This is a genomic window from Paenibacillus timonensis (assembly GCF_022427145.1).
In the GTDB taxonomy this organism is placed as follows: domain Bacteria; phylum Bacillota; class Bacilli; order Paenibacillales; family Paenibacillaceae; genus Fontibacillus; species Fontibacillus timonensis.
Genome location: NZ_JAKSXN010000029.1, coordinates 33,812 through 59,159, shown reverse-complemented (window position 1 = coordinate 59,159; position 25,348 = coordinate 33,812). Strand labels below are relative to the sequence as shown.

Annotated in this window: 24 protein-coding genes, 1 tRNA gene and 1 other annotated feature; of the genes, 5 read left to right on the top strand and 20 right to left on the bottom strand. The window is 55.8% G+C overall.

What is annotated here, in order from left to right; all coding sequences use genetic code 11:
- Nucleotides 1-26: 26 nt before the first annotated feature.
- The 8 genes from MJ257_RS13065 to MJ257_RS13030 form a co-directional block, all read right to left on the bottom strand.
- Nucleotides 27-1,799 carry a cache domain-containing sensor histidine kinase gene (locus tag MJ257_RS13065; RefSeq protein ID WP_240269675.1) on the bottom strand — a complete coding sequence of 591 codons (1,773 nt, stop codon included), beginning with the start codon at nucleotides 1,797-1,799 and terminating at the stop codon, nucleotides 27-29.
- A 163-nt stretch (nucleotides 1,800-1,962) separates the two neighbouring features.
- On the bottom strand, nucleotides 1,963-3,969 hold the full coding sequence (locus MJ257_RS13060) for a hypothetical protein (RefSeq protein ID WP_240269674.1): 2,007 nt from the start codon (nucleotides 3,967-3,969) through the stop codon (nucleotides 1,963-1,965).
- Between the two features lie 22 nt (nucleotides 3,970-3,991).
- Nucleotides 3,992-5,074 (bottom strand): glycoside hydrolase family 172 protein, encoded by a 1,083-nt coding sequence (locus tag MJ257_RS13055; protein WP_240269673.1) that lies wholly within the window; start codon nucleotides 5,072-5,074, stop codon nucleotides 3,992-3,994.
- Between the two features lie 670 nt (nucleotides 5,075-5,744).
- A complete protein-coding gene (locus tag MJ257_RS13050) occupies nucleotides 5,745-8,015 on the bottom strand; it encodes a DUF6259 domain-containing protein (RefSeq protein ID WP_240269672.1) in 2,271 nt (756 codons plus the stop codon).
- A gap of 24 nt (nucleotides 8,016-8,039) precedes the next feature.
- Nucleotides 8,040-8,867 carry a carbohydrate ABC transporter permease gene (locus MJ257_RS13045; RefSeq protein WP_240269671.1) on the bottom strand — a complete coding sequence of 276 codons (828 nt, stop codon included), beginning with the start codon at nucleotides 8,865-8,867 and terminating at the stop codon, nucleotides 8,040-8,042.
- A gap of 28 nt (nucleotides 8,868-8,895) precedes the next feature.
- Entirely contained in the window at nucleotides 8,896-9,783 is an 888-nt protein-coding gene (locus MJ257_RS13040) for a carbohydrate ABC transporter permease (protein WP_240269670.1), read from the bottom strand.
- Between the two features lie 2 nt (nucleotides 9,784-9,785).
- Nucleotides 9,786-11,210 (bottom strand): ABC transporter substrate-binding protein, encoded by a 1,425-nt coding sequence (locus tag MJ257_RS13035; RefSeq protein ID WP_240269669.1) that lies wholly within the window; start codon nucleotides 11,208-11,210, stop codon nucleotides 9,786-9,788.
- 85 nt (nucleotides 11,211-11,295) lie between these two features.
- Nucleotides 11,296-12,411 carry a glycoside hydrolase family 183 protein gene (locus MJ257_RS13030; RefSeq protein ID WP_240269668.1) on the bottom strand — a complete coding sequence of 372 codons (1,116 nt, stop codon included), beginning with the start codon at nucleotides 12,409-12,411 and terminating at the stop codon, nucleotides 11,296-11,298.
- A 406-nt stretch (nucleotides 12,412-12,817) separates the two neighbouring features.
- Between MJ257_RS13030 and MJ257_RS13025 the strand changes: the two genes are divergently transcribed.
- Nucleotides 12,818-13,717, top strand: a complete 900-nt coding sequence (locus MJ257_RS13025; RefSeq protein ID WP_240269667.1) for an AraC family transcriptional regulator — start codon at nucleotides 12,818-12,820, stop codon at nucleotides 13,715-13,717.
- An 84-nt stretch (nucleotides 13,718-13,801) separates the two neighbouring features.
- Here MJ257_RS13025 and MJ257_RS13020 read toward each other — a convergent pair whose 3' ends face one another.
- The 5 genes from MJ257_RS13020 to MJ257_RS13000 all read right to left on the bottom strand — a co-directional run bounded on the left by MJ257_RS13020 (nucleotide 13,802) and on the right by MJ257_RS13000 (nucleotide 16,535).
- Nucleotides 13,802-14,767: an acetylxylan esterase gene (locus MJ257_RS13020; protein ID WP_240269666.1), complete on the bottom strand. Its 966-nt coding sequence runs from the start codon at nucleotides 14,765-14,767 to the stop codon at nucleotides 13,802-13,804.
- Between the two features lie 115 nt (nucleotides 14,768-14,882).
- Nucleotides 14,883-15,119, bottom strand: coding sequence for a YuzB family protein (locus tag MJ257_RS13015; protein ID WP_240269665.1), 237 nt, complete (start codon nucleotides 15,117-15,119; stop codon nucleotides 14,883-14,885).
- Nucleotides 15,120-15,150: 31 nt separating this feature from the next.
- Entirely contained in the window at nucleotides 15,151-15,453 is a 303-nt protein-coding gene (locus tag MJ257_RS13010) for an iron-sulfur cluster assembly accessory protein (RefSeq protein WP_240269664.1), read from the bottom strand.
- A gap of 82 nt (nucleotides 15,454-15,535) precedes the next feature.
- A complete protein-coding gene (locus MJ257_RS13005; protein ID WP_240269663.1) occupies nucleotides 15,536-15,775 on the bottom strand; it encodes a hypothetical protein in 240 nt (79 codons plus the stop codon).
- Nucleotides 15,776-15,911: 136 nt separating this feature from the next.
- Nucleotides 15,912-16,535 (bottom strand): TraX family protein, encoded by a 624-nt coding sequence (locus tag MJ257_RS13000; protein WP_240269662.1) that lies wholly within the window; start codon nucleotides 16,533-16,535, stop codon nucleotides 15,912-15,914.
- 120 nt (nucleotides 16,536-16,655) lie between these two features.
- Here MJ257_RS13000 and MJ257_RS12995 point away from each other — a divergent pair, with 120 nt between their 5' ends.
- On the top strand, nucleotides 16,656-17,567 hold the full coding sequence (locus MJ257_RS12995) for a diacylglycerol/lipid kinase family protein (RefSeq protein ID WP_240269661.1): 912 nt from the start codon (nucleotides 16,656-16,658) through the stop codon (nucleotides 17,565-17,567).
- A gap of 70 nt (nucleotides 17,568-17,637) precedes the next feature.
- Here the strand turns inward: MJ257_RS12995 and racE are convergent, their stop codons facing one another.
- The 4 genes from racE to MJ257_RS12975 form a co-directional block, all read right to left on the bottom strand.
- Nucleotides 17,638-18,456: a glutamate racemase gene (gene racE / locus MJ257_RS12990; protein WP_240269660.1), complete on the bottom strand. Its 819-nt coding sequence runs from the start codon at nucleotides 18,454-18,456 to the stop codon at nucleotides 17,638-17,640.
- A 178-nt stretch (nucleotides 18,457-18,634) separates the two neighbouring features.
- Nucleotides 18,635-19,069, bottom strand: coding sequence for a YtxH domain-containing protein (locus tag MJ257_RS12985; RefSeq protein ID WP_240269659.1), 435 nt, complete (start codon nucleotides 19,067-19,069; stop codon nucleotides 18,635-18,637).
- A 120-nt stretch (nucleotides 19,070-19,189) separates the two neighbouring features.
- The gene (locus tag MJ257_RS12980) at nucleotides 19,190-19,609 is read right to left on the bottom strand and encodes a DUF86 domain-containing protein (RefSeq protein ID WP_240269658.1); all 420 of its coding nucleotides are present in this window, start codon (nucleotides 19,607-19,609) and stop codon (nucleotides 19,190-19,192) included.
- A 25-nt stretch (nucleotides 19,610-19,634) separates the two neighbouring features.
- Nucleotides 19,635-19,922, bottom strand: a complete 288-nt coding sequence (locus MJ257_RS12975) for a Dabb family protein (RefSeq protein ID WP_240269657.1) — start codon at nucleotides 19,920-19,922, stop codon at nucleotides 19,635-19,637.
- 165 nt (nucleotides 19,923-20,087) lie between these two features.
- On the opposite strand from MJ257_RS12975, the gene MJ257_RS12970 reads away from it, so the two are divergent.
- On the top strand, nucleotides 20,088-20,396 hold the full coding sequence (locus tag MJ257_RS12970) for a hypothetical protein (RefSeq protein ID WP_240269656.1): 309 nt from the start codon (nucleotides 20,088-20,090) through the stop codon (nucleotides 20,394-20,396).
- A 132-nt stretch (nucleotides 20,397-20,528) separates the two neighbouring features.
- Nucleotides 20,529-20,601: transfer RNA gene (locus MJ257_RS12965), tRNA-Ala, on the top strand.
- A gap of 48 nt (nucleotides 20,602-20,649) precedes the next feature.
- On the opposite strand, the gene MJ257_RS12960 is transcribed toward MJ257_RS12965, so the two are convergent.
- From MJ257_RS12960 to MJ257_RS12950, 3 genes are all read right to left on the bottom strand, one after another.
- Nucleotides 20,650-21,558 (bottom strand): VOC family protein, encoded by a 909-nt coding sequence (locus MJ257_RS12960; RefSeq protein WP_240269655.1) that lies wholly within the window; start codon nucleotides 21,556-21,558, stop codon nucleotides 20,650-20,652.
- Nucleotides 21,559-22,221: 663 nt separating this feature from the next.
- Nucleotides 22,222-22,896, bottom strand: a complete 675-nt coding sequence (locus tag MJ257_RS12955; RefSeq protein WP_240269654.1) for a transcriptional regulator — start codon at nucleotides 22,894-22,896, stop codon at nucleotides 22,222-22,224.
- A 157-nt stretch (nucleotides 22,897-23,053) separates the two neighbouring features.
- Nucleotides 23,054-23,632: a TetR/AcrR family transcriptional regulator gene (locus tag MJ257_RS12950; protein WP_240269653.1), complete on the bottom strand. Its 579-nt coding sequence runs from the start codon at nucleotides 23,630-23,632 to the stop codon at nucleotides 23,054-23,056.
- Nucleotides 23,633-23,803: 171 nt separating this feature from the next.
- Between MJ257_RS12950 and MJ257_RS12945 the strand changes: the two genes are divergently transcribed.
- The gene (locus MJ257_RS12945) at nucleotides 23,804-25,042 is read left to right on the top strand and encodes an MFS transporter (RefSeq protein ID WP_240269652.1); all 1,239 of its coding nucleotides are present in this window, start codon (nucleotides 23,804-23,806) and stop codon (nucleotides 25,040-25,042) included.
- Nucleotides 25,043-25,109: 67 nt separating this feature from the next.
- Nucleotides 25,110-25,330 (top strand) — a binding site (T-box leader).
- The last annotated feature ends 18 nt before the right edge of the window (nucleotides 25,331-25,348 follow it).

Sequence of the window (25,348 nt, the reverse complement as noted above, 5' to 3'; positions counted from 1 at the left end):
TTTCGCCTTATCAAGCGTCTGCCTCTTCAAGCGATTGCCGGAATGACGATCGTAATCGTCGTTCCTTCCCCGTAAACGGAGTTGACCTGCACACCGAACTCCGGCCCGTACTCCAGCTTCAGGCGGTCGTTCAGGTTATACATCCCGATGCCGTGCACCAGCCGGTCGCGAATCATCTGCAGCTTCTCCTCGGGAATCCCGCTTCCGTTATCCTGGATGCGGATCACGATGGCCCGGCCGTCCTCTTGCATCGCCATCGACACGTCGATGCGTCCGCCCGCTTCCATCTCCTCCATCCCGTGCAAAATGGAGTTTTCCAGATAGGGCTGCAGCAGCAGGCGCGGCACTTTATAGCCGTAAATGGACGGGTCGACGTCGAACCCGATCTCGAATCGTTCCTCGAACCTCATCTCTTGCAAATAGGCGTAATTCCTTGCCCATTTCAATTCCTCTTCGATCGTGACGAGCGGAGCGCCTGGCCGGATCGCGTAACGCATGATGTCGCTCAGCGACGTGATCATGCCGCTGATCTCCGGCTGTTCCTTTTCGATCGCGATCCAGTTCATCGCGTCCAGCGTGTTGTAGACGAAGTGGGGATTAATCTGCGCTTGCAGCGCTTTGACCTCCGCTTCTTTTTCCTGCTCGGAGATGACCTTCACTTCGTGGATCAAGTCGTTGATCCGGCTGCTCATGCTGTTGAAGGAGCTTTGCAGCAACCCGATTTCGTCCTCCGACTGCGCCTGCAGGCGATATTCGAAGTTATCTTTCTGGATCCGTTTCATCGCCACCGCCATCTGGCGGATCGGTTTGGTGATGTAGTGGGTCGTCAACCAGGCCAGCAGCACGAACAACAACGCGAAGACGCATAACGTAACGATAAAAAACCGCTTCAGCGAACCCGATGCCTGCAAGGCGTCGGACTGCGGCATCAGCGAGAAATAATACCAGCCGTTGTAATCGGAGCGCTCCATGCCGATGCGGTAAGGCTTCCCGTTCAAGTCCATCCGGGACAACGCGTCTCCGCTTGCGACCATCTCCTTGAAAAAGGGCTGATTCGCCAGATTGAGCCGGTAGGCCTCGTCGTTGCCATGCCACACGAGGTTCCCGTCGCCGTCGGCGATCATAATGACGCCCTGCGGACTCACGCTGACGCCTTTCACGATGCGATCCAGCGCGGAGATTTTGACGTTCATCATCAGCACGCCGATATTTTGCAAGGAATCCGTCACGTCTTTTACCAGCATGCCTGCCGGGATGTAGTAAGTCGAATAGTTGAAATAATTGTTCGCGGGCATTTCATACGTCGGCAACCACGTTATTTGCCCCGCCCTCCCCTCGATGGCCCTCGTCCATTCGGGATGCCGCGCCAAGATAGGCCGAAACACGCCGGAGCCTTTGATGTCGGCGAAATACATTGCCCCGTTCCTTGCGAGCAGGTAAATCGAATCGATATCCTCTTTGCCGCGCAGCGAATCGCGAAGAAACCGATTGACCGTATCCTCGGCGTTCGCCTGGGCCCCTTTCGCGTCTCGGCCGTCCATTCGGCTAAGCTGCTCGATCAACGGGCCGTTGTCGTAAATCGTGAGCATGCGGTTTTCAATCTCCGACAGCAGCTGGTCGACGTTGCTTCGGACCAGATGAAGCGACTGCAGCGCTTCGCGGTCGGCGCGCTCGGCAGCGAAATTGCTGGAGCTCCGGTAGAAAATAAATCCGGCAAACACGAGCGGCGTCAAAATAAACAGCACAAGCATCAGCATCAGCTTGTTCCGGAGTTTGGCGTTTTTGAGCCTAGTCCACATCAGGGCGTTTCTCCTCCAGTCATAAAGCGCTTACATGTTGGGAATTCCAAATTGTGGGATCGATTGCAGATCTCTAACCAAAGTATACGGCCCCGTTTCCGTTTCGGCAAAAGAAATCGCATTCATCCCTGAAATTCCCTGTTTCGCCCGCCCCGCCCCAGCCTCAAATGTCCAATTCCGGATGATGCGCTTTGATCCGCAAGTAACTTTCCGCCGCGGCCCCGTTGCCCCAATCGAAAATCGTAAACTCGCCCATCCCGGTTCCCCGCTCGTTCACCTCCCCTCCATGGCCGTAGTTTTCCATCATAAAACCGTAATCCCGCTCTCCGAAAAAAGGAAACGCCTCTTCCCATTGCGCTTTCGTCTTCGGATTTTCCGGGCAATACATCATGACGAAGGAGGCCTTGAGCGCGGCCAGCCCGCGCTCGAGATATTCGGTCCTGCCCAGCTCGCGGCCGTACTCAAGAATCAGTTCGGCGAACAGGCTTTGCCGGGAATCGTTCCATTCGCCGTCGGCGTTCATGACTCCGAATCCTCCCAAAACATCGACATACAGATAGGGAGGCTGCCAGGAGGCTTGTGTCATCAGCATTTCGTCCAGGCAACGTTCTCCGATCGCTAAGTAATGCGGTTCCCCGGTACGCCGAAAGCATTCGAGAAACGCCTCCGCCGCCCAAAACATCGATAAATTGCACTGTTTATACATGTTGTTGCGCGTATACTTCCGCCCGACATGATCCTTGCCGCCAAACCCCGAGCAGGACCAGTACGTTTCGAAATCTTCCCAGCGGCCCTCGGGCACCACCTCCGCCGCGACCGCCTTCGCCGCCTGCAGCGCAGCTTGAGTATAACGGGCCTGGCCGGTCATTACGCCAAGCTGGAGCAAAAACGTGACGGACACCGCCGTTTCCGGCGAATCCCGCAGCGCTTCGAGCGGTTCCAGGGTATGCCAATCCAGCCAAGCCGGGAAAAAACCCTGCGCATCCTGAATCGCGATCAACGCGTCCCCGTAACGAACCGCATAAGCCAACAACCGCGGGTCCCGCTCCAGCTCCCCGTACCACCGGAGCATCCATAACGCCGTCCAGCTCATATCGGCGATATGATAAGGCGCCTCTTTGATCCGTCGGTCCGGCAGCGGATTGCGGTCGGAATTCCCCCAATACGCGGTGTCCCATCCTTTGGAGCGATGGACGAGCGCATCCCCAAGTTGAACCTGCTCCATCTGCGTAGCGATCACCGACGGAAAAAAGCCGCTGCGCTGCGGGGCGGACAACGCCAGCTCCTTCATCAACCTTGCCCGTCGTAGTAGGTTCGGATCGTCCTGTTGCCTGCCGTATCGGAACACGCCCGCTGCCGAGCGAAGCGAGCTGAACCACGCCTGATTCCAGATGGAGCGGGTCTCCCGCTCGCTTACCGGTCCGGGGTAGTTCGGGCTTTGCGTGACGTTGACGATGAACGCCGGGGCCCCTACCCGAATCCCGTTCCAATCAAACTCCTGCCACACCGGCCGTTCCCAATGCTCGAACGCCCAGCGATACGCGTACCGGACGAACGGTTCCAGCGGAGCGGTTAAGGGGGCCCCGGTCCGATAGAGCGGCGCCCCCCACCGTTCCCAAAGGAAACGCAGAACCGGGCGCCACGGGTTGGCCAGCGCTTCCGGCGCATCGCTGACCATCAGGTAAAAGCCAACCTTCACGCGGCCAGCGGCGTACCTTGCGCCGGGCATTTTTTCGTAAAGCACGTGTTCCTTTACCCGGCTTTCGCCCATGCCCAGCGCAAGCTCGTTCCGGGAAGCGTCATTATCCACATACCAGCGGACCTGCGTCCCTTCCCCCAGCACGTCGAGGTCGGGAATCAGCGCCAACATCCGCCGGTCATCCCGGACGATCAAGGCCGGGGAGCGGAAGCTGTGCTGATCGATCACATGGCGGTCGGTCGGGGTCAAATGGGGCGCCCAATGGAAAGAGGGGGCAAAGGCCGGTACGACCTTCACCCTCCAATCATCCTGCCGGACCGGACGATCCAGGCGAAACGTCAGCCTAAAATGGTACACGCCGGGTTCCGGCTCGCTGCCTTGCACCTCCGGCTCCGTACCTCCGATGAAATCGTACGCAATCGACGCGGCGAATTCCGACAGGTCCGGGCCGGGCGAAATGCTCCCTAGCATGTCATTCCCTCCTTGGATTCGCTTAAATGACTTCCAGCCCGTCGTTATCCGGCAGCTGCGGGTAAGCCGCATGCGGCTCCGATTGATACCAGTAGCTGACGGAGGCGATGTCGTCCTGCAGCGGCAAATACCGGCCGCCGGACCGCCAGCCGAGCGCCTGGATTGTGACGCGCAGGTCACTTTCGAACCGAATCGGGTCCATCACGTGCCAGCGGTACATGCCGAAGCGCTGCTGGCTCCGGTATAAGCCGTCCGGCTTGATGATCTGATGGAGACCTAAGTAAGCCGTGGAAAAGGAGGCGTATTCTCCTTTCGGCTGCTCGAAGTTCCACGCTCCTCCGAAATAATCTTCCGTGCCCGTGCCGCAAATGGTCGGATAATCCTGATCCCCGTCCATGTAGAACTTGATTTCCCCTTCGCCCCACCAGCCGTTGTTGTTCACCTGCCAGGCCAGATAGGTGCCCACGTAGTGCCCTTTTCCTCGAACGCCATCCAACAGCACGTGCACGTCCTTGTAGCGAACCGGGTTGCTTCTTCTCCATTGGGCATGGAAATAAGCGGCATCGTCCGGGACCTCGGTCAAGGTGTAGTCGATTTGATAGTACAAGACAACCGGCGACCCCATTCGGTTTTCGACCGTGATTTTGGCTTTTTGGCGAAACGGCATCACCCAATAGCTGTTCATCCCGCCGGCCGGATTCACCGCTACCGGCAGCGAGTTAACGTTGCTGCGCTCGCACCAGCCGTTGCAGAAGAAATCGCCCAGCGGCGTTTCCACGCTCGGCTCGCTCTCGCCGTCCCAATACATCCGCAAAATCAGATGCCGCCAGCTGTCCGGGAAGCAGGTCAGCCAGATATGCTGAATCGCTCCCGGGCCGTCGATGTCCGCCACCGTCAAAGTCTGCCCCGGCGCGATGTTCACCGACGGCGATACCTTCCAGCCCTGGCCGAGATCGCGGGCACATTCCGCCCCCGTGCCTTCGGTGGCCATGCCGCCTTGGCCTTTGGCGCCGGTAAAGTTCTCCGCGCTGATCGAACGCGTCTTCGCCGGCGACATCCGGTACAAATTGCCTAATCCTAGATCTAGTCCGTTAAATGGGTTCATGGTTATCTCTCTCCTTGATAAAAATTGTTCATTATCGAAAAATAGCGGAACATTATGGTCTTATTTTTCAATGAATTGTGCAAAATGCAGGGATTCCCCAAAAATAGCGCCATAAGCTTGCTTTATTTCACTTCAAATGAGGAAAATCGCCGAAATAGCGCCATTATTTTCCGTTATAGGCTCGCGTAAGTCTTTCTCCCGGCTTTCTTAAGCAGCTATCCCAAACTTTTTACTCGCCGTGTACTCATGTTCATCCAGGTACACTCCACTAGCAAGCTAACGGAAGCCAGAGGCGCTATTCACTGCTTTGGGAGTAGCTTCCGATTCTAACGGAACTAGGAGACCTTATTTCGGTCAAAAGCGGCTAATGGGCCACCTTAAGGGTCCAATAAGGTCTCTGGATTCCGTTACAGCGGGAAATAGCCGGGAAATACGAACATAAGGTCACTACGTTCCGTTACATTCGTTGCGACCGCCGCGATCCGATTCGATCCGATGCGATCCGATGCGTTGCGATCCGACCCGATGCGATTCGATTCGATGTGATCCGATCCGTTGCGATCCGATCCGTTGCGATCCGATACAATCAGGTACGACCGTTACAATCCGTTGCATCTGTTACGATCCGATCTGTTACGTTCCGTCGCGACGCGAATCTCCTGGCCGCATATTACTCTTCACGCGTTCGCTTCACGGGATGCAGCAGCGCTTCCAACAAAACGACGCAACGCGGCGGGATCGTCAGTTTGAGCTCCTGGGCATCCGCCTTGACGGTTTCGGGTTCCCGCCGCTCCGGACCGGGCGAATACATGTGGTAGCGCAGCTCCATGACCGAACCGGTCACGGGAAGATCGCCCGGGCACAACGCCACTTCCCGAGCCTCCTCGCTCACATTGGCGAAAAATAACCCGACGCTTTCGTCCCGGTATTTCCATACCGCATGCACAATCCTTTCCACGCTTAGGCTCCCCGCATCGTTATACTCCAGGGAACCGATCCCGTGGTTGTAGTGGAACCAATCCAACGTCAACCGGCCGGCATCGAGGGGAAGCGGCGGCAGCATTTCACCGTAGGCGAGATACTTATTGCCCGTGCCGGTTCGCAACGCGGCAAACAAGCTCAGGTAATCCGCCCGTTCCTCCGCAAAAGCATACCCGCGCGGCTCGAACGCGGCGTAATGCTCGTCGCTCCCGTTCTCCACGCCGTCCAGCGCCTCCATCGGGCTGTATTCGTAATTGAGCTCGTACAGCCCGCCCCACAAATACGTTCGCGCCACCGTGAAATAAAACAGGTCGCCGATTTCCGCCGTGAGCTTTCCCCACCCGTCCAGCCTAACGGGACCGTACTCGTGGTACACGTAGGTAAACAACGGCACCAGTTCCACATCCCCCGACTTCAGCAGTTCCCGGAACGGGTAGCCCTCCAGCGGGGCGGCCGGTTGACCGCCGGCACGGGCCTGGTAGAAGTCGAGCACGTCCATAACCGTTTCGTTCATCATTTCCGTGCCCATCGGCACGTAACGTCCTGCCGCCTGCCCCATCGCCGCTTTCGTCTCCGCGTAATTAGACCGGTACGCATCGTTGATCGCTTTGCCCCCGCCGATCGGGTGGCCGTGGCTTTCGTCGTGACACGCTTTCAGGATGTTGTTCGCCGAAATGTCGTAATAAATCGCGTCCACGTCCGCTTCCCGTTGCAGCGTTTCGTCCCGGCGCTGGTGCAGCTCCCGGGTAAAGGGGGCTGCCGGACAGAGGAACGGGAACCGGTAAGCGTCGATGCTCTTTTTGTCCTCCGGAAAACGTTGGGCGGCCGCTTTGGCCCGTTCCCCGTCCGCCCCGGCGAAATTGAACAAATAGTCGAATTCGAATGGAGCAAACCGGTCGCCTTGCTCGCGGATGCAAGTGATGTTGTCCAGGTTGAAGCGGGTCGGGAACCAGTCGTCATAGCCGCCGGGCACGCCCCGGCCGAACGTCTGCGGCGCTTTGCTCCAATCCGGACCGAGGATATGGAACAGCGGCGTCCCGATCCGCTCGCGGTACTTGCGCAGCCACTTCGTCCGGTCGTAGCCGGCGTTGACGCCGAACGTGGCCGCGCCCGCCTCCTCGTACAACCAGCGGAACAGCCCTGCATCGCCGCGGTCCCGCCGCTCGGCCAAAGTTCCTTTGGCGCACCACGACTGCTGAACGGCCCAAGCCTTATAGAGGCCGGCCGCCTCAGGCCAGCCCTGCCCGCGAAGCAGTTGCACCTCCATCACGTAAGAAACCTCGATGCCTTTGCCGGCGCCGATGTCCTCGCAGGCGTGAATGAAGGACGCTTCCAGCAGTCCGCCCTCGCTTTTGTAGAAGTTGAGCCATTTGGCATAACCTTCCGGATCCAGCGCCGCAAAATACAAGCCGCCGCGCCCCTTGCCGTAATAGGCGAAGAACTGCATCGCCGCGCCGGAGAAGCTCTCCGGATAGGGCATGTAGCGGAAGCCCATTCCGTCATGCCGGAAATGCTTCAGCGGATTTCGGACCTGAAATCCCGTGGCAAAGCTGTGGACGACAACGTCGTCCTCGCCTCCGTCCGTGATCGCCCCGAGACCCGAAAGGATCGGATACTCCAAGCTGATAACGGGCGGTCCATCCGCGGCGTTCTCCACCCCGCAGCGAAATTCCAGCAGATCCGCATCCTCCCGCAACCGGACCGTCCCGGTAACCGTCGGCCCCGCCTGGCTTTGCCAGCGGAGCAGGCACTCCCGGTATCCTTCGCCCTGCCGTATCTCGTAAGCAAATCCGCGAAACCCGCCCGAAGTGCCGGCTTCGGTCTCCAGCCGGAAGACGTCGCCCCCGGTGCGGCCCGGTTCGATGTATTCCCGTCCGTTCGATCGATCGCGCAGGGAAACGATCGCGCCGTTCTCCTCGCTAAGTCCCACGTACAGACGGGTGTTTTCCAATTCGATCACCCAAACTTCCTCCTTTCGCCGACGTTACTTCAACCCAGAGATTTTGATGCCGCGAATAATGTATTTCTGGAAGATCAGGAAGAGCACGATCGTCGGCACGGCCGCCAGGCTCGATCCGGCCATCAGCATCCCCATCTCCGTCCCGCGCTCCGAGCGGAACGTGGCTAGATACTGCATGATTTGAAACAGGTTGACGTTCGTAATCGTCATCGTCGGCCAAACGAAGGAGTTCCAGTAGCCCAGGTACGAGCCGATGCCGACGATAACGAAAACCGGATACGACATCGGCAGGAAAATATGCGAGAAAATTTTGAAGCGTCCCGCTCCGTCGATCAAAGCCGCTTCCTCCAGCGCCAGCGGAATATTGAGATAGAACTGCCTGATGAAAAACATGTGTCCGGCGGAAGCGACGCCCGGCAGCACGAGCACCGCCAGCGTATCCAGCATCTGCAGCTTGGTCACGACGATAAACGAAGTCACCAGGATCGCCATCCCGGGAATGAACATCGTCATGATGACGTACACCCACAGCACCCGCTTGAAGCGGAACTCCAGACGGGCGAACACATATGCGGCGGAGGCGTTGATCGCCAGGCTTAACGCGGCAAACAACACCGCCCCGCCAAACGTAATGATCATCGATTTGAGAAACAGGCTGTCCTGCAGGATGGAGATGTAGTTTTCGACCAGCCACCGCTCCGGGAAAAACCGGAACGGCGTGGACAACACCTCCGTTTTGGCCTTGAATCCGGCGATCGCCATCCACAGCAAGGGAAACAATGCGATGCAGGCGACCAGGATGCCGGCGGCATGCAGGACGATTTTGCCGAACAACGCTTTGTTGTTACTCATCGTCTTTTAGTCCTCCATCCGGGTTGATTTATCCGTCCACCGCTTTATCCGAGTTCAGCACCTTGAAGATGATCGCGGAGATGCTGCCCAGCACGAGGAACAGCAGCAGCGCCGAAGCGATGGAGTGGCCCACGAGCACGTCGTTCCGGAAATGGTTGAAAATGTACAGGTTCGGCGTTTGCGTCTCGTTGAGCGGACCGCCGCCGGTCATGACGAGCGGCAGCTCGAACTGCTGGACGGCCCCGGTGAAGCCGGTGATCAGCAGGTACAAAATGACGTTTTTCAGAAGAGGCAGCGTTATCCTCAACATCTTCGTCAGACCGCCGGCCCCTTCCAGCTCGGCCGCTTCGTAGTAGCTCTCCGGGATGTCAAGCAATCCGGCCAGCATGATCAGCGTCGTAATCCCGAAGCCGAGCCATACGACCGGCACCGCGATACTCGCGAGCGCCGTCCGAACATCGGCGATCCAAGCCAACTTCTCCAGCCCGAGCAACCCGAGCAGGTAATTGGCCAGGCCGGCGTCGTAATCGTAAATAAACGCGAAGACGATCGATGCGATGATGCCGGAGATGATCGTCGGAATGTAGATCGAAGTTTTCACGAACCCGGACCAGCGTCTTCCCATGCCTTTGATCACGTGAGCGAACAGGAAGGCCAGCACCAGTTGGGCCGGAACGACCATCAGCGAGAAACGGAGGCCGATCAGGATCGACTTCGTAAACAACGGGTCGGTCAACACGTTCGTGAAATTACGTAACCCGACGTAAACCGAATCCTGGTAAAAACTCCAATCGTAGAAGCTGACCTGGATGGCATACGCGAACGGAATGATGACGAATACGGTGAGCAGCGCCAGAATCGGCAGCAGCATCGTGTACGCCACTTTGTTTTCATAACGATGCTTGGAGCGATGCATCCTTATTCACCGCCGTTAGCTCTCGGGTTCGTCCCTGCCAGCTTCTGCTTCTCGATGAAATTGTTGATTTCTTTCTCCGCGGTCGCGAGCGCCTTATCGACGTCCTCGCCCTTCATGGCTTTTTCGATCGCGGTGGCGAAGAACATGCTGATGTCCCAAGGATACACCGGCTCCGCTTCGGAATAAGGCACGATTTTCTCGGAAATCAGCTTGCGCCACTCGTCGTTTTTCGCGTCCGGATCCTGATTCATCGCTTCGTCTACCGATTTGCGCGGCGAGAACTTGGAGAATTGGCTCGTTCTGAAGAAGTCGATCATGATATTCGGATCGCCGGCCAGCAGCCAGCCGATATATTCCGCAGCCGCTTCGGGATGTTTGGATTTGCCGTCGACGACCAGCGTCCAGCCGCCCAGCGTGGCGGTCGTTTTGGTCTGGTCTCCGTCGATCGAAGGCATCGGGGCGACGCCGATTTTGTCCAGCATATTTTTGTATTCGTTGCGGAACAAGCCGATCGACCACGATCCGCTGATCTGCATCGCGGTTTTCCCTTGCCCGAACGGCGCCGCATCCGCGTAACCGGCCAATTGCTGCTTCGGCATGATCCCTTCCTGGTACAGCGTCTTGTAGAAATTCAGCAGTTCCTTGTAACCGTCATCCATGACATCCGCTTTGGACCAATCATCCGTGATCGGCAGATGCCCGGCTGCATTATATTGCAGGCCCCAACTCGACCAGCCGAGATCACCGGCGGTTTGGGCCGTCGATAAGCCGTACACGCCGTTCTTGGTTAGTTTCTTGCCGTAATCGATCAACTCGGCCCATGTCACCGGCGGCTTAGCCGGATCCAGCCCGGCGGCTTCGAACAAATCTTTCCGGTAATACAGCACCGTCGAAGGCTCTACCAGCATCGGATAAGCATAATACTTACCTTCCACCGTAACGAAACCCTTGACATTGTCGTGCAGGTCATCGATCAAGCTAGGGTCCAGATAGTCGTTCAGCGGCAAAATCTGGCTTTGCTTCGCCGAAGGCGCGAGGTTGCTGTAGTTCATCGTCATCACGTCGGGCGCCTTGCCGGCCGCCTGCGCCGCCTTCAGCTTTTGCGCCCAGGCGTCCCCCGGCACGATCGTCAGCTTGACTTCGATATCGTCATGCGTCTTGTTGAATTCGTCCGTCCATTTCTTGAACCAGGCATCGGTCGTCTCCTCGAACTTATTGGCCCAAAACTCGATCTTGACCTTCTCCTTCGGAGCCGCGTTATCGCCGGTCCCCGGTTCCTCGGCGGCGTTTCCGCCAGCCGTTTCCGCATTTCCGCCCGAAGCGGCATTCCCGCCGTTCCCCGCACCCCCACAGCCGGTTACGAGCATGGCTATGATCAGCAGCAATCCCAATGTCCATGACAATCCTTTCAAACGACGCTGTTTCATTTGGTTAACCTCCCTTTTTTATTCGGCAAAGCTTCTATTTAAACGCCTTTAGGCGCTTAAACCTTCACGGAACGCCCTCATGGGCTCAATCGCCGGGACCGGATGCCTCCAGCGTGGCTTTGAACCAGAACACGTTATACGGATCCCAAAGCGATAAGGCAAAATAAATCGTCCGCCCGTCGTCCGCCAGAAACCGGTCATTCATGAAAGGCGCGTACAACCCTGGAAAATCGGCTGCCGGAACCAAATCCAGCGCGTCGCCCCACGGTCCCCAAGGGGTTAAGCCTTCCCGGAGAACAACGCCCTGCCCTTCCCTCAAATACGTCATCAGCCACCGTTCCAACCCGGGATTCCAGATCACCGACAGTTCCCCGACGGTGTCGTCCACCACGAGCTTGGCCTGGTTCATCTCCTTGCTCCATCGCGGTTGTCCTTCTTCGTCTTCCCCCGTAAAATATTCGTAGCTGCCGAGGTCCTCGATATTTCGTTCCTTGACCCGCATCAGCTTGACGCCGCCGAAACGGCCGGACGGGATCGTCCAGAAATAGATTTCCGCCTCCTCGCCGTCCCCGGCTTTAAACGGACTCACCTGGATGAATCCGCTGTCTCCCGGCCACTGGAGTCCTTCCACGACCGACCAATGCTCCCCGCCGTCCTCCGATTTGGCCACTCCGGAGTGATTGACGTCCCATGTTCCGGGATCCCCCCAATGTTGGACCGACATAAAGTAAAGGTACATGGCCCCGTTAGCGGCCAAACCGTGCGTAGGGATGACGGTCATCTCGTCGTAATCGAGTTTTTTCGACGGGATCAATTCTTTGGCCAGCCCGACCTCATCCGTAATCATCCCGTCAAACGTAATCCCGTCGGACGGATCGGAATCCGAGCTGTAAGCCATGACGTTGGATCGCCAAAAGCTGCCGCCCCCTCCCGTCATGCCTTCCGGCCTTTCGCCGAACGTGTCCCCAAAGACGAAGTAGGTTTGGTCCCCCATCGTGAACATCGAACCTAAATCGGTTCCGTAAACGGCGTACCGATCCGTATGGTTCAGCGAATCCTTGCCGGTCAGCTGGGCGATTTGCTGCAGGTTGGCGGTATTTTTCAGGATAAACGTTTCCCCCGCAGGTGCGGTTGTCCGCGGGACTCCGGGCGGCTCCTTACCGCAGGAGGCGGTCAAGAGGAGCAACGCGGAAAGAAACATCAATGGAAAGCTGCGCAACGGTATTCATCCCCTTGTTGGCGTCCCCTTAGGGCCGCTGGAAAATGGCTATTTGCCATTCTGCAATCGATTGCAGAATGGGGAAACATGCTCCTTCGCCTGGCCGAAATCGTCGGCTTCGCTTCCGCCACGATAAGCCCCCCTTTCGGTTCGGTTTTAACCATGATATATTGAAAGCGATTACATATTTGAATTTTACATGATCCTCCCGCCTGGTTCTATGTTGGGATTTGTGATTTCTTATCCATTCTTGCTATTGTGGCTTAATCAAGATCCCTTCTCTATCAGCGACTCTATCAAATAACGGGAATTCTATATATGATGAATAGATCATCAAGTTTCTATGAATGGAGGATTTGCTTCCAATCTTGCTACACAGGAGGAACGGATGGACAATCAGCCTATGACGCTTCAGGACTTGATTCATCGCCTATCGCCCAACGTTCGGAGAGCCTGGAATCACCGGGTCGACGAGATGACGCTGGCGCCTCGTATCATTTTTGACTACGAGCTGCTGTATATGGAAAAAGGGGAGCTCACCATTCGCGTGGAGAACGAAACGTTCGTCGCGGAGCCCGGGGATATCCTGCTGTTCAAACCGGGGCTGGAGCACGAGTTCGTGGAATCGCGGGGGGAGTGCTGGATGCCGCACATTCATTTTGACGTGCTGTATTACGAGGATTTTGAGCAGGTGCCGATCAATTTCAAGAACCGCAGCGAATGTACCGAAGAAGAACTGGCCTGGCTCCGTCCCGATATCCTGGGGACCGCCTTCGGATTTCCCAACGTGCTGCGCATCGGCAACCATGCCGAGGTGCATAAAACGCTGATGCAGATCATTCATGCCTACGAACGGCGCGACGCCGACTATCCGTTGATGCAGAAATCGCTGGTGCTGCGCATTCTTTATTTGCTGCAAAAGGGGCTAAAAGCGAACGACAATGCGCATCTCGTCATGCATCAACGCGCGATGGAACGGGCGGTCACCTACATCATGGAGCATTACAACGAAACGGTCCCGCTGGAGGCGTTGTCCAAGATCGCTTGCCTCAGCGTGTTCCATTTCTCCCGCATCTTCAAGCAGACGTTCGACCTGACGCCCCATCAGTTCCAGATCCGCTACCGGATCGAGAAGTCGAAGGAATTGATGATGTTTAACCGCCTGTCCCTGTCCACGATCGCCGAAAAAGTCGGTTACGGCAACGTCTACTCTTTCAGCAAAGCGTTCAAGCAGACCGAGGGCATGTCCCCCCGCCAGTTCATGCGCACGAATTCAAAATCGACTTAGGCCGGACGGGCCACCCGGCTGGTCGTACGCCAGGAAGCCCGGGCAGCCCGGGAAGGGTTGAAGGCGGTGCCATCGCATCCGCCTTTAAGGCCGCAAATGCTCGCGCAAGAAGGCGTACGCTTTCAGCCGGTGCTCGTCGGGCCCTTCCTCATGCCCCATAAACGGGTAAAGCAGCAGTTCCTTACCTACCGCGGGATTGCGGTTGTAGGCCGCAGCGATCGTTTCCGGCCAGCAGATCAAATCTTTGAAGCCCGCCGAATATAAAACGGGCATCTTGATTTTTTCGGCTAAATTCAGATTGTCAAAATAGCTTAACGTCGTAAGTACCTGCTCCAGCGCTCCCGGATTTCGGGCCACGAATTCGGCGATTTCCGAGACGGAACCGGTCGAATTCATCAACGCGAATTCCAGATGGCACAGGTTCGGGACATTGGCAACGGCCACGCAGGGAACCTCGCTTAACGCCGCCATTTGTAAAGCCAACCCTCCGCCTTGACTTGTTCCGTACACCCCGATCCGATCCGCATCGATCTCGGGTTGAGCGCTCACCCATTGCAACGCCTTCCAAGCGTCGATCGCCATCGCCAAGCCGTAGAACTTCTCCGGTTCCAACAAGCCTTGGGTCATCCACCCTTTGACGATGCCTCGGGCGGAAGCTAGACGATTCCCTGTTTCTCCTGTCTGCCCGCGTGTATCCACCGCAAAAATGGCGTACCCCATCTGCAGCCAGGCCGCATAATTTTCGGGAATCCCCCGGTGCGTCTGGTATCCCTGATAAATCACCAGACACGGCAACTTGCGTTTCCGTCCTTCTCCTCCGTTCGGGACCAAAAACCAACCGTGCAGCGGCGTATCGTCGTACCCTTCAAACTGTACGCGTTCCGCGCCAACCCCCTGCATAAACGTAGCTGCCGGCTCCCGGCGGTCATGCAGCGGCTTGGCCGCAAACTGCTCCAACGTCCGGCTCCAGAACTCGTTGAAATCCTCCCTGGCCGTACGCTCCGCCCGGTAACGCGCCACATCCGCCATGCGTTCCTGAATCGCTCCCATGATCCGACTCCTTTATTGAAAAATATAGGTAGGCAGGTTCTATTCTACCAAAAAAATCCGCCCCCGAGGCATGGATCCATGGATCGCCTCGAGCAGCGGATTTTCGTGGGTCAGCTTATTCCGGTTTCGGTTTCTTCACGAACGGTGCAGCCTTCGCCAGCACCTCTTCTTCCGTCGGTGCGCTGACGTATCTGCCGTTGATATATACGAACGCTCTTTTGCCGCACGGACCGCAATACGACTTGCACCCGATTTTGATTTCGGCGTCCGGCGCGAGCTTTTGCAACTTCGGTACAAACGTCTTCATGCGGATATGATTGCATTTATCGCAAATCCGAATATCGTTAGCCATGCCAGGTCCCTTCTTTATCGTTAGCTAAAGCTTAGTGATCCCCGTGATTGCCTTTGGACGGGTTGGTGATGACGAAACCCTCCTCCGGGAAATACAAATAATCGATCTTTACGCCGTCGAGCAGCGGATCGGTGCCTTCCACGATCACATCGATGTCCTTGTCCGTTTGGACGATTTGATCGGCGTCGCCCGGCTTGGCTAAATCCAGGCCGTAGTGGGCATGGTCGCCGTGGGAATGGGTGATGAATACCTTCAGCACCAACCCTTGGTTCTCTTCCTTCGCCAGTTCTTTTTGTATCACTTTCGCCGCATTGCGGGTAATTTTGACGTTCATATGATCTCTCCTATCGCACAAAAATGGCTTCCTCTAACATTCCTATTGTAAAGAAACGTCGCCCAACAAGCAAGGCCAAACGCTAGGCTCCCGGGAATTTCCGCTCCGCCCGGGTGACGAACCAATCCATCAACAGCATCGTCACGGCCATGTCGTCGATCGGAATCCACGGCAGCACATCCGGCAGAACCCAATAAAGCAGTGCCGGCACGACCAAAAGCAGCTTATCGCTAAACGGAACTTTGCCCGAAGTCAGCAGCGGGAGAGTCCGGCGAAAAATATGGGACCACCGACGAAGCGACCACCAGCTTTTCCATTTCATCTCCATGCCTCCCTCCTGCCATCAGCCTAGAAATATCTCCATTAAATATAAGATACCCTATTTTAACATGTTTCATGGCGCAAAAAAATCCGGGACATCTCCCGGATCTTTCGTGTGCCTCGGCCCCTTAGCCTATTTACATCAAGTACACCAGCAGCGCCAACACCGCCAAATGGGCAGGATAGAACGCCCTCCACACCCAACGGGGAAGCCGCCACGCTTCGAGCTTTCGCCACAGCCCCGGTCCGTAAGCGATCACGATCGTCGGCAGGATGCTAGCCAATTGGATCACCCAGCCGTAAGCAAACAAATAAACAAGGTTCAACAGCAGGTGCATCGCCACCGCTTTTCCTGGCCCGGCATATTTGAAGATCAGCACCAGCAGCAGCCCATAGGCACCGTAATCGAACGGAAGCACTTCCATGATGACGCAGACGCCGGCGATGATCACGGCGGAGAGCGGCCCCGGTTTGGCCGAATCCAGCATGCGAAGGACCAAGGAAGCGGCAAACAAGGTCGCGACAACGTTGAGTCCGTTCGTATCGAAGGCCAGTTGGTAAGGAATTTGCGAAAGGACAGCGATCAGAAACAAACGAATCGCGTATTTCCGGTAATTGGAGGTATGCACATGACCCTGGACCAGCGCGTAGGCATAGATCGGAAAGGCAATCCGCCCGATAATCCGCCACAGCACTTCTCCGGGAAAAAACAGCAGCCCGACATGGTCGATCAGCATGGTGATCATGGCGATCAGTTGCACGGCCTACACTCCTTTCGTCCATCGACGGGGGGTCGAAAAATTTTGATTTTCATTTATTCAAATCTTCAGTAGACTGAAATTACGCCGCTTGGCGCTGCCAACATAGATAGGGGAGTCATCATGTATTTGTTTATCGTGAATCCAAATGCCGGGAATGGCGAAGGCCGCCGGGTTTGGAACAAAATCAGCAAGCAGTTGCGCCGGCGGGGCATTCCTTACGAGCATGCCTTTACGGACAGCGGAGAGCAAGCGCATACATTTCTTCAGGACCGACTGTCCGGCCAGGAGACTTGGGAGGCCGTGGGAGTTGTCGGCGGCGACGGCACGATCCACAGCCTGCTGCCGGCGATGCGGCACTCCGGCGTTCCGCTGGCCGTATTCTCGGCCGGCTCGGGCAATGACACCGCCCGGGGCTTCGGCATCCCGCGCCGCACTCGGGCCGCGCTGGAGGTATTGTTTAACGGCCGTCCGGCATCGGCCGACCTGATCGCCGTTGCAGGTCGCAGCACACTGACCGCGCTGGCCGTCGGCTTCGACGCCGAGGTGGCCCGTAACGTTAACCGCAGCCGCTACAAGAAAATATGCAATGCGCTGGGACTTGGCAGGTTGGCTTATATTATCGGCATCTTTCATACCCTGCTTACGTTCCGCCCCGGCCCCTTGAACGTCGACTGCGACGGGATCGCCCATCGCTTCGAGTCCGCCTGGCTGACGGCCATCAACAATGTCGACAGCTATGGCGGCGGACTGACCATCTGCCCTGACGCCAAGCCGGATGACGGGGTGCTCGATCTCTGCGTCGTCCACGATTGCTCGAAGCTGAAGCTGCTGCTGTTGTTTCCGACCGTCTTATTCGGTGCCCATACCAAGTTTTCGTTCGTCACAATGCTAAGGGGCCGGAATATTACGGTGTCGAGCCCCATCCCTCGCCTTGCCTTGGGCGACGGGGAAGATGTCGCCGCCACGCCGCTTAACGCATCGGCGGATCCCGGCGCCATTCAAATCCTGCGTCCCGTGCCGGAAACAGCTTAATGCCGCCGGGCCGCGTTTCAAAAAAACCTTTGGACGGGACGAAAGACCCGCCAAAGGTTTTTTTTATCGATTACCCTGCCGGGCTGGACACCTGCCAAACGATCGGTGTCAGCTCGATTTGCTCGCCCAGCCATTGGCGGGCGATCTTGCGGAACATCTCCGCATCCCCGCTGCAAAAAAACTGGTGCACGGGAATCCGGCTGCCGCGTGCCAGGCAACCGCGCTGGTGAAGCACGGTGCTGATCTCCCTCGCAGTTTCGTCCGCAGAACTGATAAGCTTCACTTTGGGACCCATCACCTGCTGGATCGGATCTTTTAAGAACGGATAATGAGTACAGCCTAAGATCAGGCAATCCATCGCATGTTCCTTCATCCCCCGCAGCGATTGCTGCACCACGAGCAGCGCTTCTTTCGTATCGTACAGCCCTTTCTCTACCAGGGGAACAAACTCGGGACAAGCCTCGCTGACGATCTCGGTCTGCGGATTCAGCTCTCGCAATGCTGCGGTATAAGCCCCGCTTCGAATCGTCCCCACCGTTCCGATCACGCCGATCTTGCCGGTTTTGGTGGCGCTGATCGCCGCTCTGGCTCCGGGATGGATCACGCCGATTACGGGAATGTCGACTTTGGCTTTAATGAAATCAAGCGCGGCCGCCGTAGCCGTATTGCAGGCGATCACGATCATTTTAGGCTGAAACTGGATCAAATAATCGACGATTTGCTCGGTAAACAAGCGAACTTCTTCAGGTGATCTTGGACCGTAGGGAGCTCGGGCCGTATCTCCGAAGTAAATGATCTTCTCTCTTGGAAGCTGTCTCATGACTTCCTTGCAGACGGTGAGGCCTCCCACTCCCGAGTCTAGTATAGCGATGGCTTGCTGCACGAACATACCGCATCCTTCATGATTAGTTTAAATTCCCTCTCGTTACTTTATGACTCGGGTCTTCAAAGGGTACCTAAATCTTAACTCAATTTACGGTGCAAGAAAACCCGCGATGATGGAGAAAACGGGAAAAAGACCCGTCAGCGGGTCTTTTTCGGGCAATCGTTTAGGTTAGCCGTTCGAGTTATTTGTCCTCTTCGCTTTCGGCAGTTGCCGCCGCTTCCGAAACTGCGACTTCGAGCTCTCCGGCTTCGGTCGTTTCTTCCCCCGCTACGACGCCAAGGACAACCGTCTCCTCCTCGGCCGCAGGCTCCCCATCCTCCGCAAATTCGGAGACTTGAGCCACTTCCTCCTCCGCGACGTCCTTGGCGGACCGGCGGCTTTGAATCTCGCTGATCAGCCCTTCGGCAGCTTCCTTCACCTTGCCTACCAGCACCGTGCTTTGCTCCGATACTTTGCCGGCAACCTCTTGCGTCTTCTCGCCAACCTGGCGAGCACCGTCGGCAATATCCTTGCGAAGCTCTTTCCCCGCTTTAGGAGCAAACAGCAGCGCCGTTACCGCACCGGCAACCGTACCGATGGCGGCACCCCATAACCAACCTTTATTTCCTTTGCTCACGTCTCATCTCTCCTTTTCGGCATCTCTCCGCGAATGCCTATATCGATAATGCATTATAAGCAGCGACGGTCCGTCCGGTCACACCTGTAAGGAATTATTTTTGGGCTTGTCCACTCCCGGTCAAACCCCTTCCTGATCAAGATACTTCAGCACGTTTGCTTTAAAATCCTGCAACGCTCCGGGTAACCGCTCCCTCAAGCCGATTACTTCCTGCCGATCCCACGCGAAATAATCCTGGACCAACGGTTTCCGCAGGCGAACCAGCTCAATCAGCGTCGCATGCAGCGGAGCATCGACCACTTTCTCGTCCAGCAGAATGTCCACGATATCCTCATAGCTGCTTGCATCGCGCATAATGAAGCCGTCGATCAAATAACTGCCAACGTCCGTCACAATCTCGATGGCCAGATGCAGCGCCCGCTCCTCGGCATACCGCCCCAACAAAGACGAATCGGCCTGGACGGATTCTTGGAACGCCTGCAGCAATTCCGGCACCAGCTCCAGCCGGCGTTCGATTTGTTCCCGGTTTACATAATACACGGATATCCCCTCCTCCGGGTCCTACCTAAAATTCGAAATCGACCGCGACCTGGCTTTCACGTACCTCATTCATGTGCGCAATGACTTTCTTGTGCTCCGGATGAACCTGGTACCCTTCCAAATCGGCGAGCGAATCAAAGGTAGCAATCAACGCAATATCATAGGAACGAGGGGAACGGATCACGTCGGTGCCCACCTCCAGGCTTCTCAACTGCTCCACTTTGCCCTGCAAGCCGCGTAATACCTCAACCGTTCGTCCAACGTTCTCCGGCGATGCATCCTTCAGTTTGAACAAGACGATATGTTTGATCATCGTTAATCCCTCTCCTTACGTATCGGATTCATTAGATGTTTTCAGCATAACATAAAGGATACCCGCCGGAAAGTAAGCCCCACCCGAACTCTATCAATCTATTTTCATATGATATATTGTCTCTTTGCTAGAGACGAGTTCCGTCACGAAAAGAGGTGAATCGCGTTGACCATCCTGCGCTTTCTGCTGCACGAACCGCTGCGAAGGCGAATTCGCCTGCTGCAAGCCGAGCTTGAGCTGCTGGCCAGCCGTGTGGAGCATCTGGAGCAAGCGCTCGAGGCCGCGGCCTTCCCGGACTCCGAAACCCGGCAACGAATCAAAGCTTCCATCGGCCTCAGCATCCGCATTGAGACGACCGGCTCCGTCCTTTACGGCACGCTGGTCGCCGTGCACACCGATGCGCTGGAATTGATCGATGAATCGGGGCGGCCGGTCATCGTCCCGGCCGCAAAAATCACGGCAATGAAGGCGTAAGCCGCGCGGGAATCCGGCACAGTTCCCCCCCTTTCCGGCAACCTCGGTTGCCGGAACTTCGGGGAGTGCATTTTTTTGCAATGGGATATTGACAGCCCGGCCGCATTTTTATAAAATAAAATAGTCGCTCACGGGGCCTTAGCTCAGCTGGGAGAGCGCATCGCTGGCAGCGATGAGGTCAGGGGTTCGATCCCCCTAGGCTCCATAAAATGCAAGGAAGCTTCACTCGGTCGAGTGGAGCTTCCTTTTTTCGTTATCTCCCATCAAAAGCTTGTTGCAACTCCGCAAGGTTAAACTTCTTCATCTTCAAAAACGCCTTCGTGACGCGATTGCGTTGTTCCGGCGTGCCCCGGGTCATCATCTCATCCAATGAGGAAGCAGAAATTTGCCACGAGACACCGTACCGGTCTTTGAGCCAACCGCATTGTTCTGCTTCGGGGACGGCGGAGAGATGCTCCCAATAATAATCGATTTCCTCCTGCGTTTCGCAGTTGACCAAGAGGGAGATCGCTTCGTTAAAACTGAACCTATGGGCATGCGAGCTGTCCATCGCCGCTAACCACGTGTTTTCCAGCATAAAATCGGTGAACATGACCGTACCTTCCCGGTCCGGTTCCTGGCCGGGTCCATACTTGACGAGGGCGCCGGGTTTCGCGTTCCGGAACACCGAGAGATAAAGTTCGCGCGCTTCTTCCGCCTTGCCGCAGTTCTCGCCAATGAACATCATCGAGGGGACGATCGCCGGACGCGGCTCACCATCGGGATTCGTCAACATCAGCTGCCAAGTAAATCCGTACTTGTCCTGGATCCATCCATATCTTTCGCTGAAAGGATACCGGTCCAGGGGCATGAGGGCAATCCCGCCGTCGGACAGCTTGTCCCACGCTTCATCCAGCATTTCTCTGGCGTTAGGATCTCGGGAGGGGTCGAAATTGACGATGCACGAAACGGAAGGATTCATCTTGAAGTGCGGTCCTGCCGAAATAGCCATGAACGGAAACCCCCAAACGGTGAACGAAATCATCTCAGAATCACCCGAAGGGGTATCGTTTATCGTCGTAACTCCCGTGATTCGGGAATCCGGAAATACGGAGCAATAGAACTCCGCGGCTTCTTTCGCCTCTTTGTCGAACCATAGATGCAAGGTGATGGATGAACTCATTTTTATCCTCCTTTGCATGAATAAGGTTAATCTTCTTCATTCTAGCACAAATGATTCTCCTTGGCCTACGGGTCCGAGGACCTTCGGTTGACTACGGATGCTTACAGGTGCCTACGGTTAACGGGTATCGGGTAACCTCAAACTTACCATTCAAACTTGTCACACTAACCTGTCATTCCAACTCATCATTCTTACTCGTCATTCTTGCCCATCATTCTAACTCATCATTCTCCCCCCTCCTTCAAACCGCTAACGCTTGCCACAGATCTTATATGCTTCAATAATGACACTTTGCGATTCTAACGCTTCCTACAAAGCTTATTCCCCTGTTTTGTTGCCAATTTGCTCGATTTTCACCCAAATAGAGTGTCTCATCGTCGTTAGAATTTTGTGGAGAACAAATTTGCCCAAATAGCGTTGCTCACCAGCGTTAGAGCTAAGAGTGAGTTAGAGTTTAGCACCAGTGTTCGCAACCTAGCGCCAGCGGCTAGCGTCAGCGGCTAGCGTCAGCGGCTAGCGTCAGCGGCTAGCGTCAGCGGCTAGCGTCAGCGGCGGCTAGCGTCAGCGGCGGCTAGCGTCAGCGGCTAGCGTCAGCGGCCAGCGCCAGCGGCCAGCGCCAGCGGCCAACGTAGGCAACGGCCTCCCCTAGCGCCAGGCCCCTTTCTACCCGGCTCCTACTCCCCTCCGATCGGCCTGAGGAAGCCTGAACGTACGATACCGTTGTTTGCCGTCGACTACCTCCAGCATTTTTCGGTCGTGCATGACATGTAAAATCGCTCTTGTATGTTGCTGGGATAACGTGAGATGCGCTGCGAGCTCAGCCGGAGTAAAGGGACGCATTAGACGGCGGGCAAACCGCAAAGTCTCCGCCTCTGCCCAATGAAGGCCGGAAGGCACGGCATTGGACAGAAACTTACCAACGAAGGATAAGACCAGCTGCTTGCAGACTCCCGGGTCTTCCCGAATAGATAGATAGGCAATCGGAAGAAACAGCCAATCGTCAAGCGCCAATAGAGATTGCTTCATGCACAGATCCTTAAATCGCCCCGCTTCGATATCCCGGGCATGGCTCCGGTAATCCTGAATCTCGATACATCCTTTGGCGTTGCCCGGTCTATAAGCCAAATCGAGGTAACGGTAACCATTATTAAAGTCGCGAACCTCATACTCAGGATATAGATCTTTGAAATTTCCGATGGCGGGATACCATATGAACCGCAGAAAATCCGTTGTCCCCCGGTTCAGTCCCTTTTGCAGAAACTCCCGTCTTCTTGGGTTTCTCTCCTCGTCGATCTGTCGGTCCAACCATTCCAAATAAACGTCATCAAACTCGCTCATGATTAACCCTCCTTTTCCGATGCAATAAAAAACCGCCCAGATCCCCATGCCCCAAGAGCAAGTCGAATCCGAGCGGTATGTGCTTCACACCCAAATCTCAATTATGGTAAATAATGTATCATAAGCGAAAGACGTCTTCAAGCGGGACGTTCCCGATTCATTTTGCCGCGAGTCCCTCCAGAACCCACTTCACCAAATGTTCAACGTAGTTTTCGTCCAACTCGTCGCTTAAGATCAAAAGCCGATAAAAGATCGGTCCGTAGATTTGATCCAGGCATAACTCAAGATCAAGCCGGTCCTTCAGCTCTCCGCGCCGGATTCCGCGTTCAAGGATTTGGCGTGCCTCAAGCCGGCGGGGGCGAAAGTACCTCGAGCGGTAAGTTTCCGCCAGTCCGGCATCCATTTGTCCTTCCCCGACCAGTTCTTTGATGACATTCCCCTCCCGGCTAGTCATAAAGCGAACCAATCTCGTAACGTGGATGACCAGGTCCTCGGAAACCGAACCCGTATCGGGAACCGGAATTCTAGCCGTAGACGCCGACAGGAACCCGTCCATGACCACCGCGGCTTTGTTGGGCCACCATTTATAGATCGTGGCTTTGCTGACTCCGGCCCGCTCCGCGATTTTCTCCACCGTGACCGATCCAAAACCTTGTTCCAGCAACAAATCGTAGGAAGCGGCAAGAATGGCGTTTTGCGTATCCATATTGCGCGGACGCCCTCTTTTGGTACTCACTTGGACCCACTCCTTTTCCGCATAAAAACTGTACGTTTATTATACTAAATATTCATCGAAGCGCGGGAATCAAAATTTATATTTACAAAACGGTACGTTCAGTATATTATTTAATCATTAACAATTACTAAACGATACGTTCAGTATTTAATTAAATGAGGAGGTTTTGTCATGGACACGAAACAAACTGCCGGCAGTAAGCCGATTTCAGGATGGATCTTATTTTTGTTAGCCGCCGCTTGCGGGCTTATCGTAGCCAATCTGTATTATTCCCAAACCTTGGTCGGGCCGATCAGCGCCGCCACGGGGTTAACTTCCGAGGCATCGGGCTTCATCGTTACTTTAACGCAAATCGGGTACGTGCTGGGCCTATTGTTCATTGTTCCGCTCAGCGACATCGTTGAAAACCGGCGACTTGTGGCCATCTTCCTTATCGTGGCCTTTTGTGCCTTGGCGACGGCATCCTTTGCCGCAAGCGCACCCCTGTTCCTCGCCGCGTCCTTGTTTATCGGTCTGGGATCCGTGGTAGCCCAAATCCTGGTTCCTTATGCGACCTATTTGGCACCGGGGCCCCATCAGGGCCGGGTGGTGGGAAATGTAATGAGCGGACTTCTGCTCGGAATCATGTTCGCCCGTCCCGTGGCCAGCTTTATTGCCGGCCTGTGGAAGTGGCAGGCGGTATTTGCCTTGTCCGCGGCGGCTATCGCCCTTTTAACGATTTTATTGTACCGGGTGCTTCCCGAACGGAAGCCGGAGCCTGCCCTAAGTTACGGCAAATTGATCGTTTCCCTGGGCTCTCTATTGAAACAAACGCCGATCCTTCGCCGCCGCGCCGCTTATCAAGCTTGTCTGTTTGGCGCCTTTAGCCTGTTCTGGACCGTGGTTCCGCTATATTTGGCGGACGAATTCGGCCTGACGCAGCAAGGGATCGCCTGGTTCGCGCTGGCCGGCGTAGGAGGCGCCATTGCCGCGCCGATCGCGGGAAGACTCGCAGACAAAGGCTGGACCAGGTTCTTGACCGGATTGGCCCTGAGCGTTGCCGCCTTGTCTTTTGTCCTGGCCTATCTTGTTCCCGGCCATTCGACGGCATCGCTCATCCTGCTGGTACTTGCGGCGATTTTGTTGGATATGGCCGTTTCGGGAAACCTGGTGCTTGGACAACGGGCGGTTTATTCCCTGGGCAATGAAGCCAAAGGACGCCTTAACGGCTTATTTATGGCTATCTTTTTCATCGGCGGAGCTGCCGGATCGTCCTTGGGCGGGTGGTCATATGCCCACGGCGGCTGGAATTTCACCTCCCTGATCGGCATCATCGTACCGGTGCTGGCCTTGGTTTACTTTTTTACCGAAAAAAGAACCGGTATTACAGTGGGCTCACGGAAACATGAACACTTCATCTCCAAGTTGTAAACAAGTTTAAAAAGAAACTCACAGGTTGACTTTCGGGAACAGCCGGTTATAATATTACGAAATAACCCAAAATTCAACGATTGGGAGAGTAGCTGTCGGTTCTAGTCCAAGCGAGCCGGGATGGTGGAAACCGGTACGGGGCAGGCAGCGAAGCGGACCCATGAGAAGGGTTGCCGAACGTAAGCGAGGTAGGCAGCCACGGCAGAAGACCGTTATCCCTAGAGTGGTTAAACATGGAGTTTAACAACAAGAGTGGTACCGCGAGCGCGCAAAGCCTTCGTCTCTTTGATGAGACGGAGGCTTATT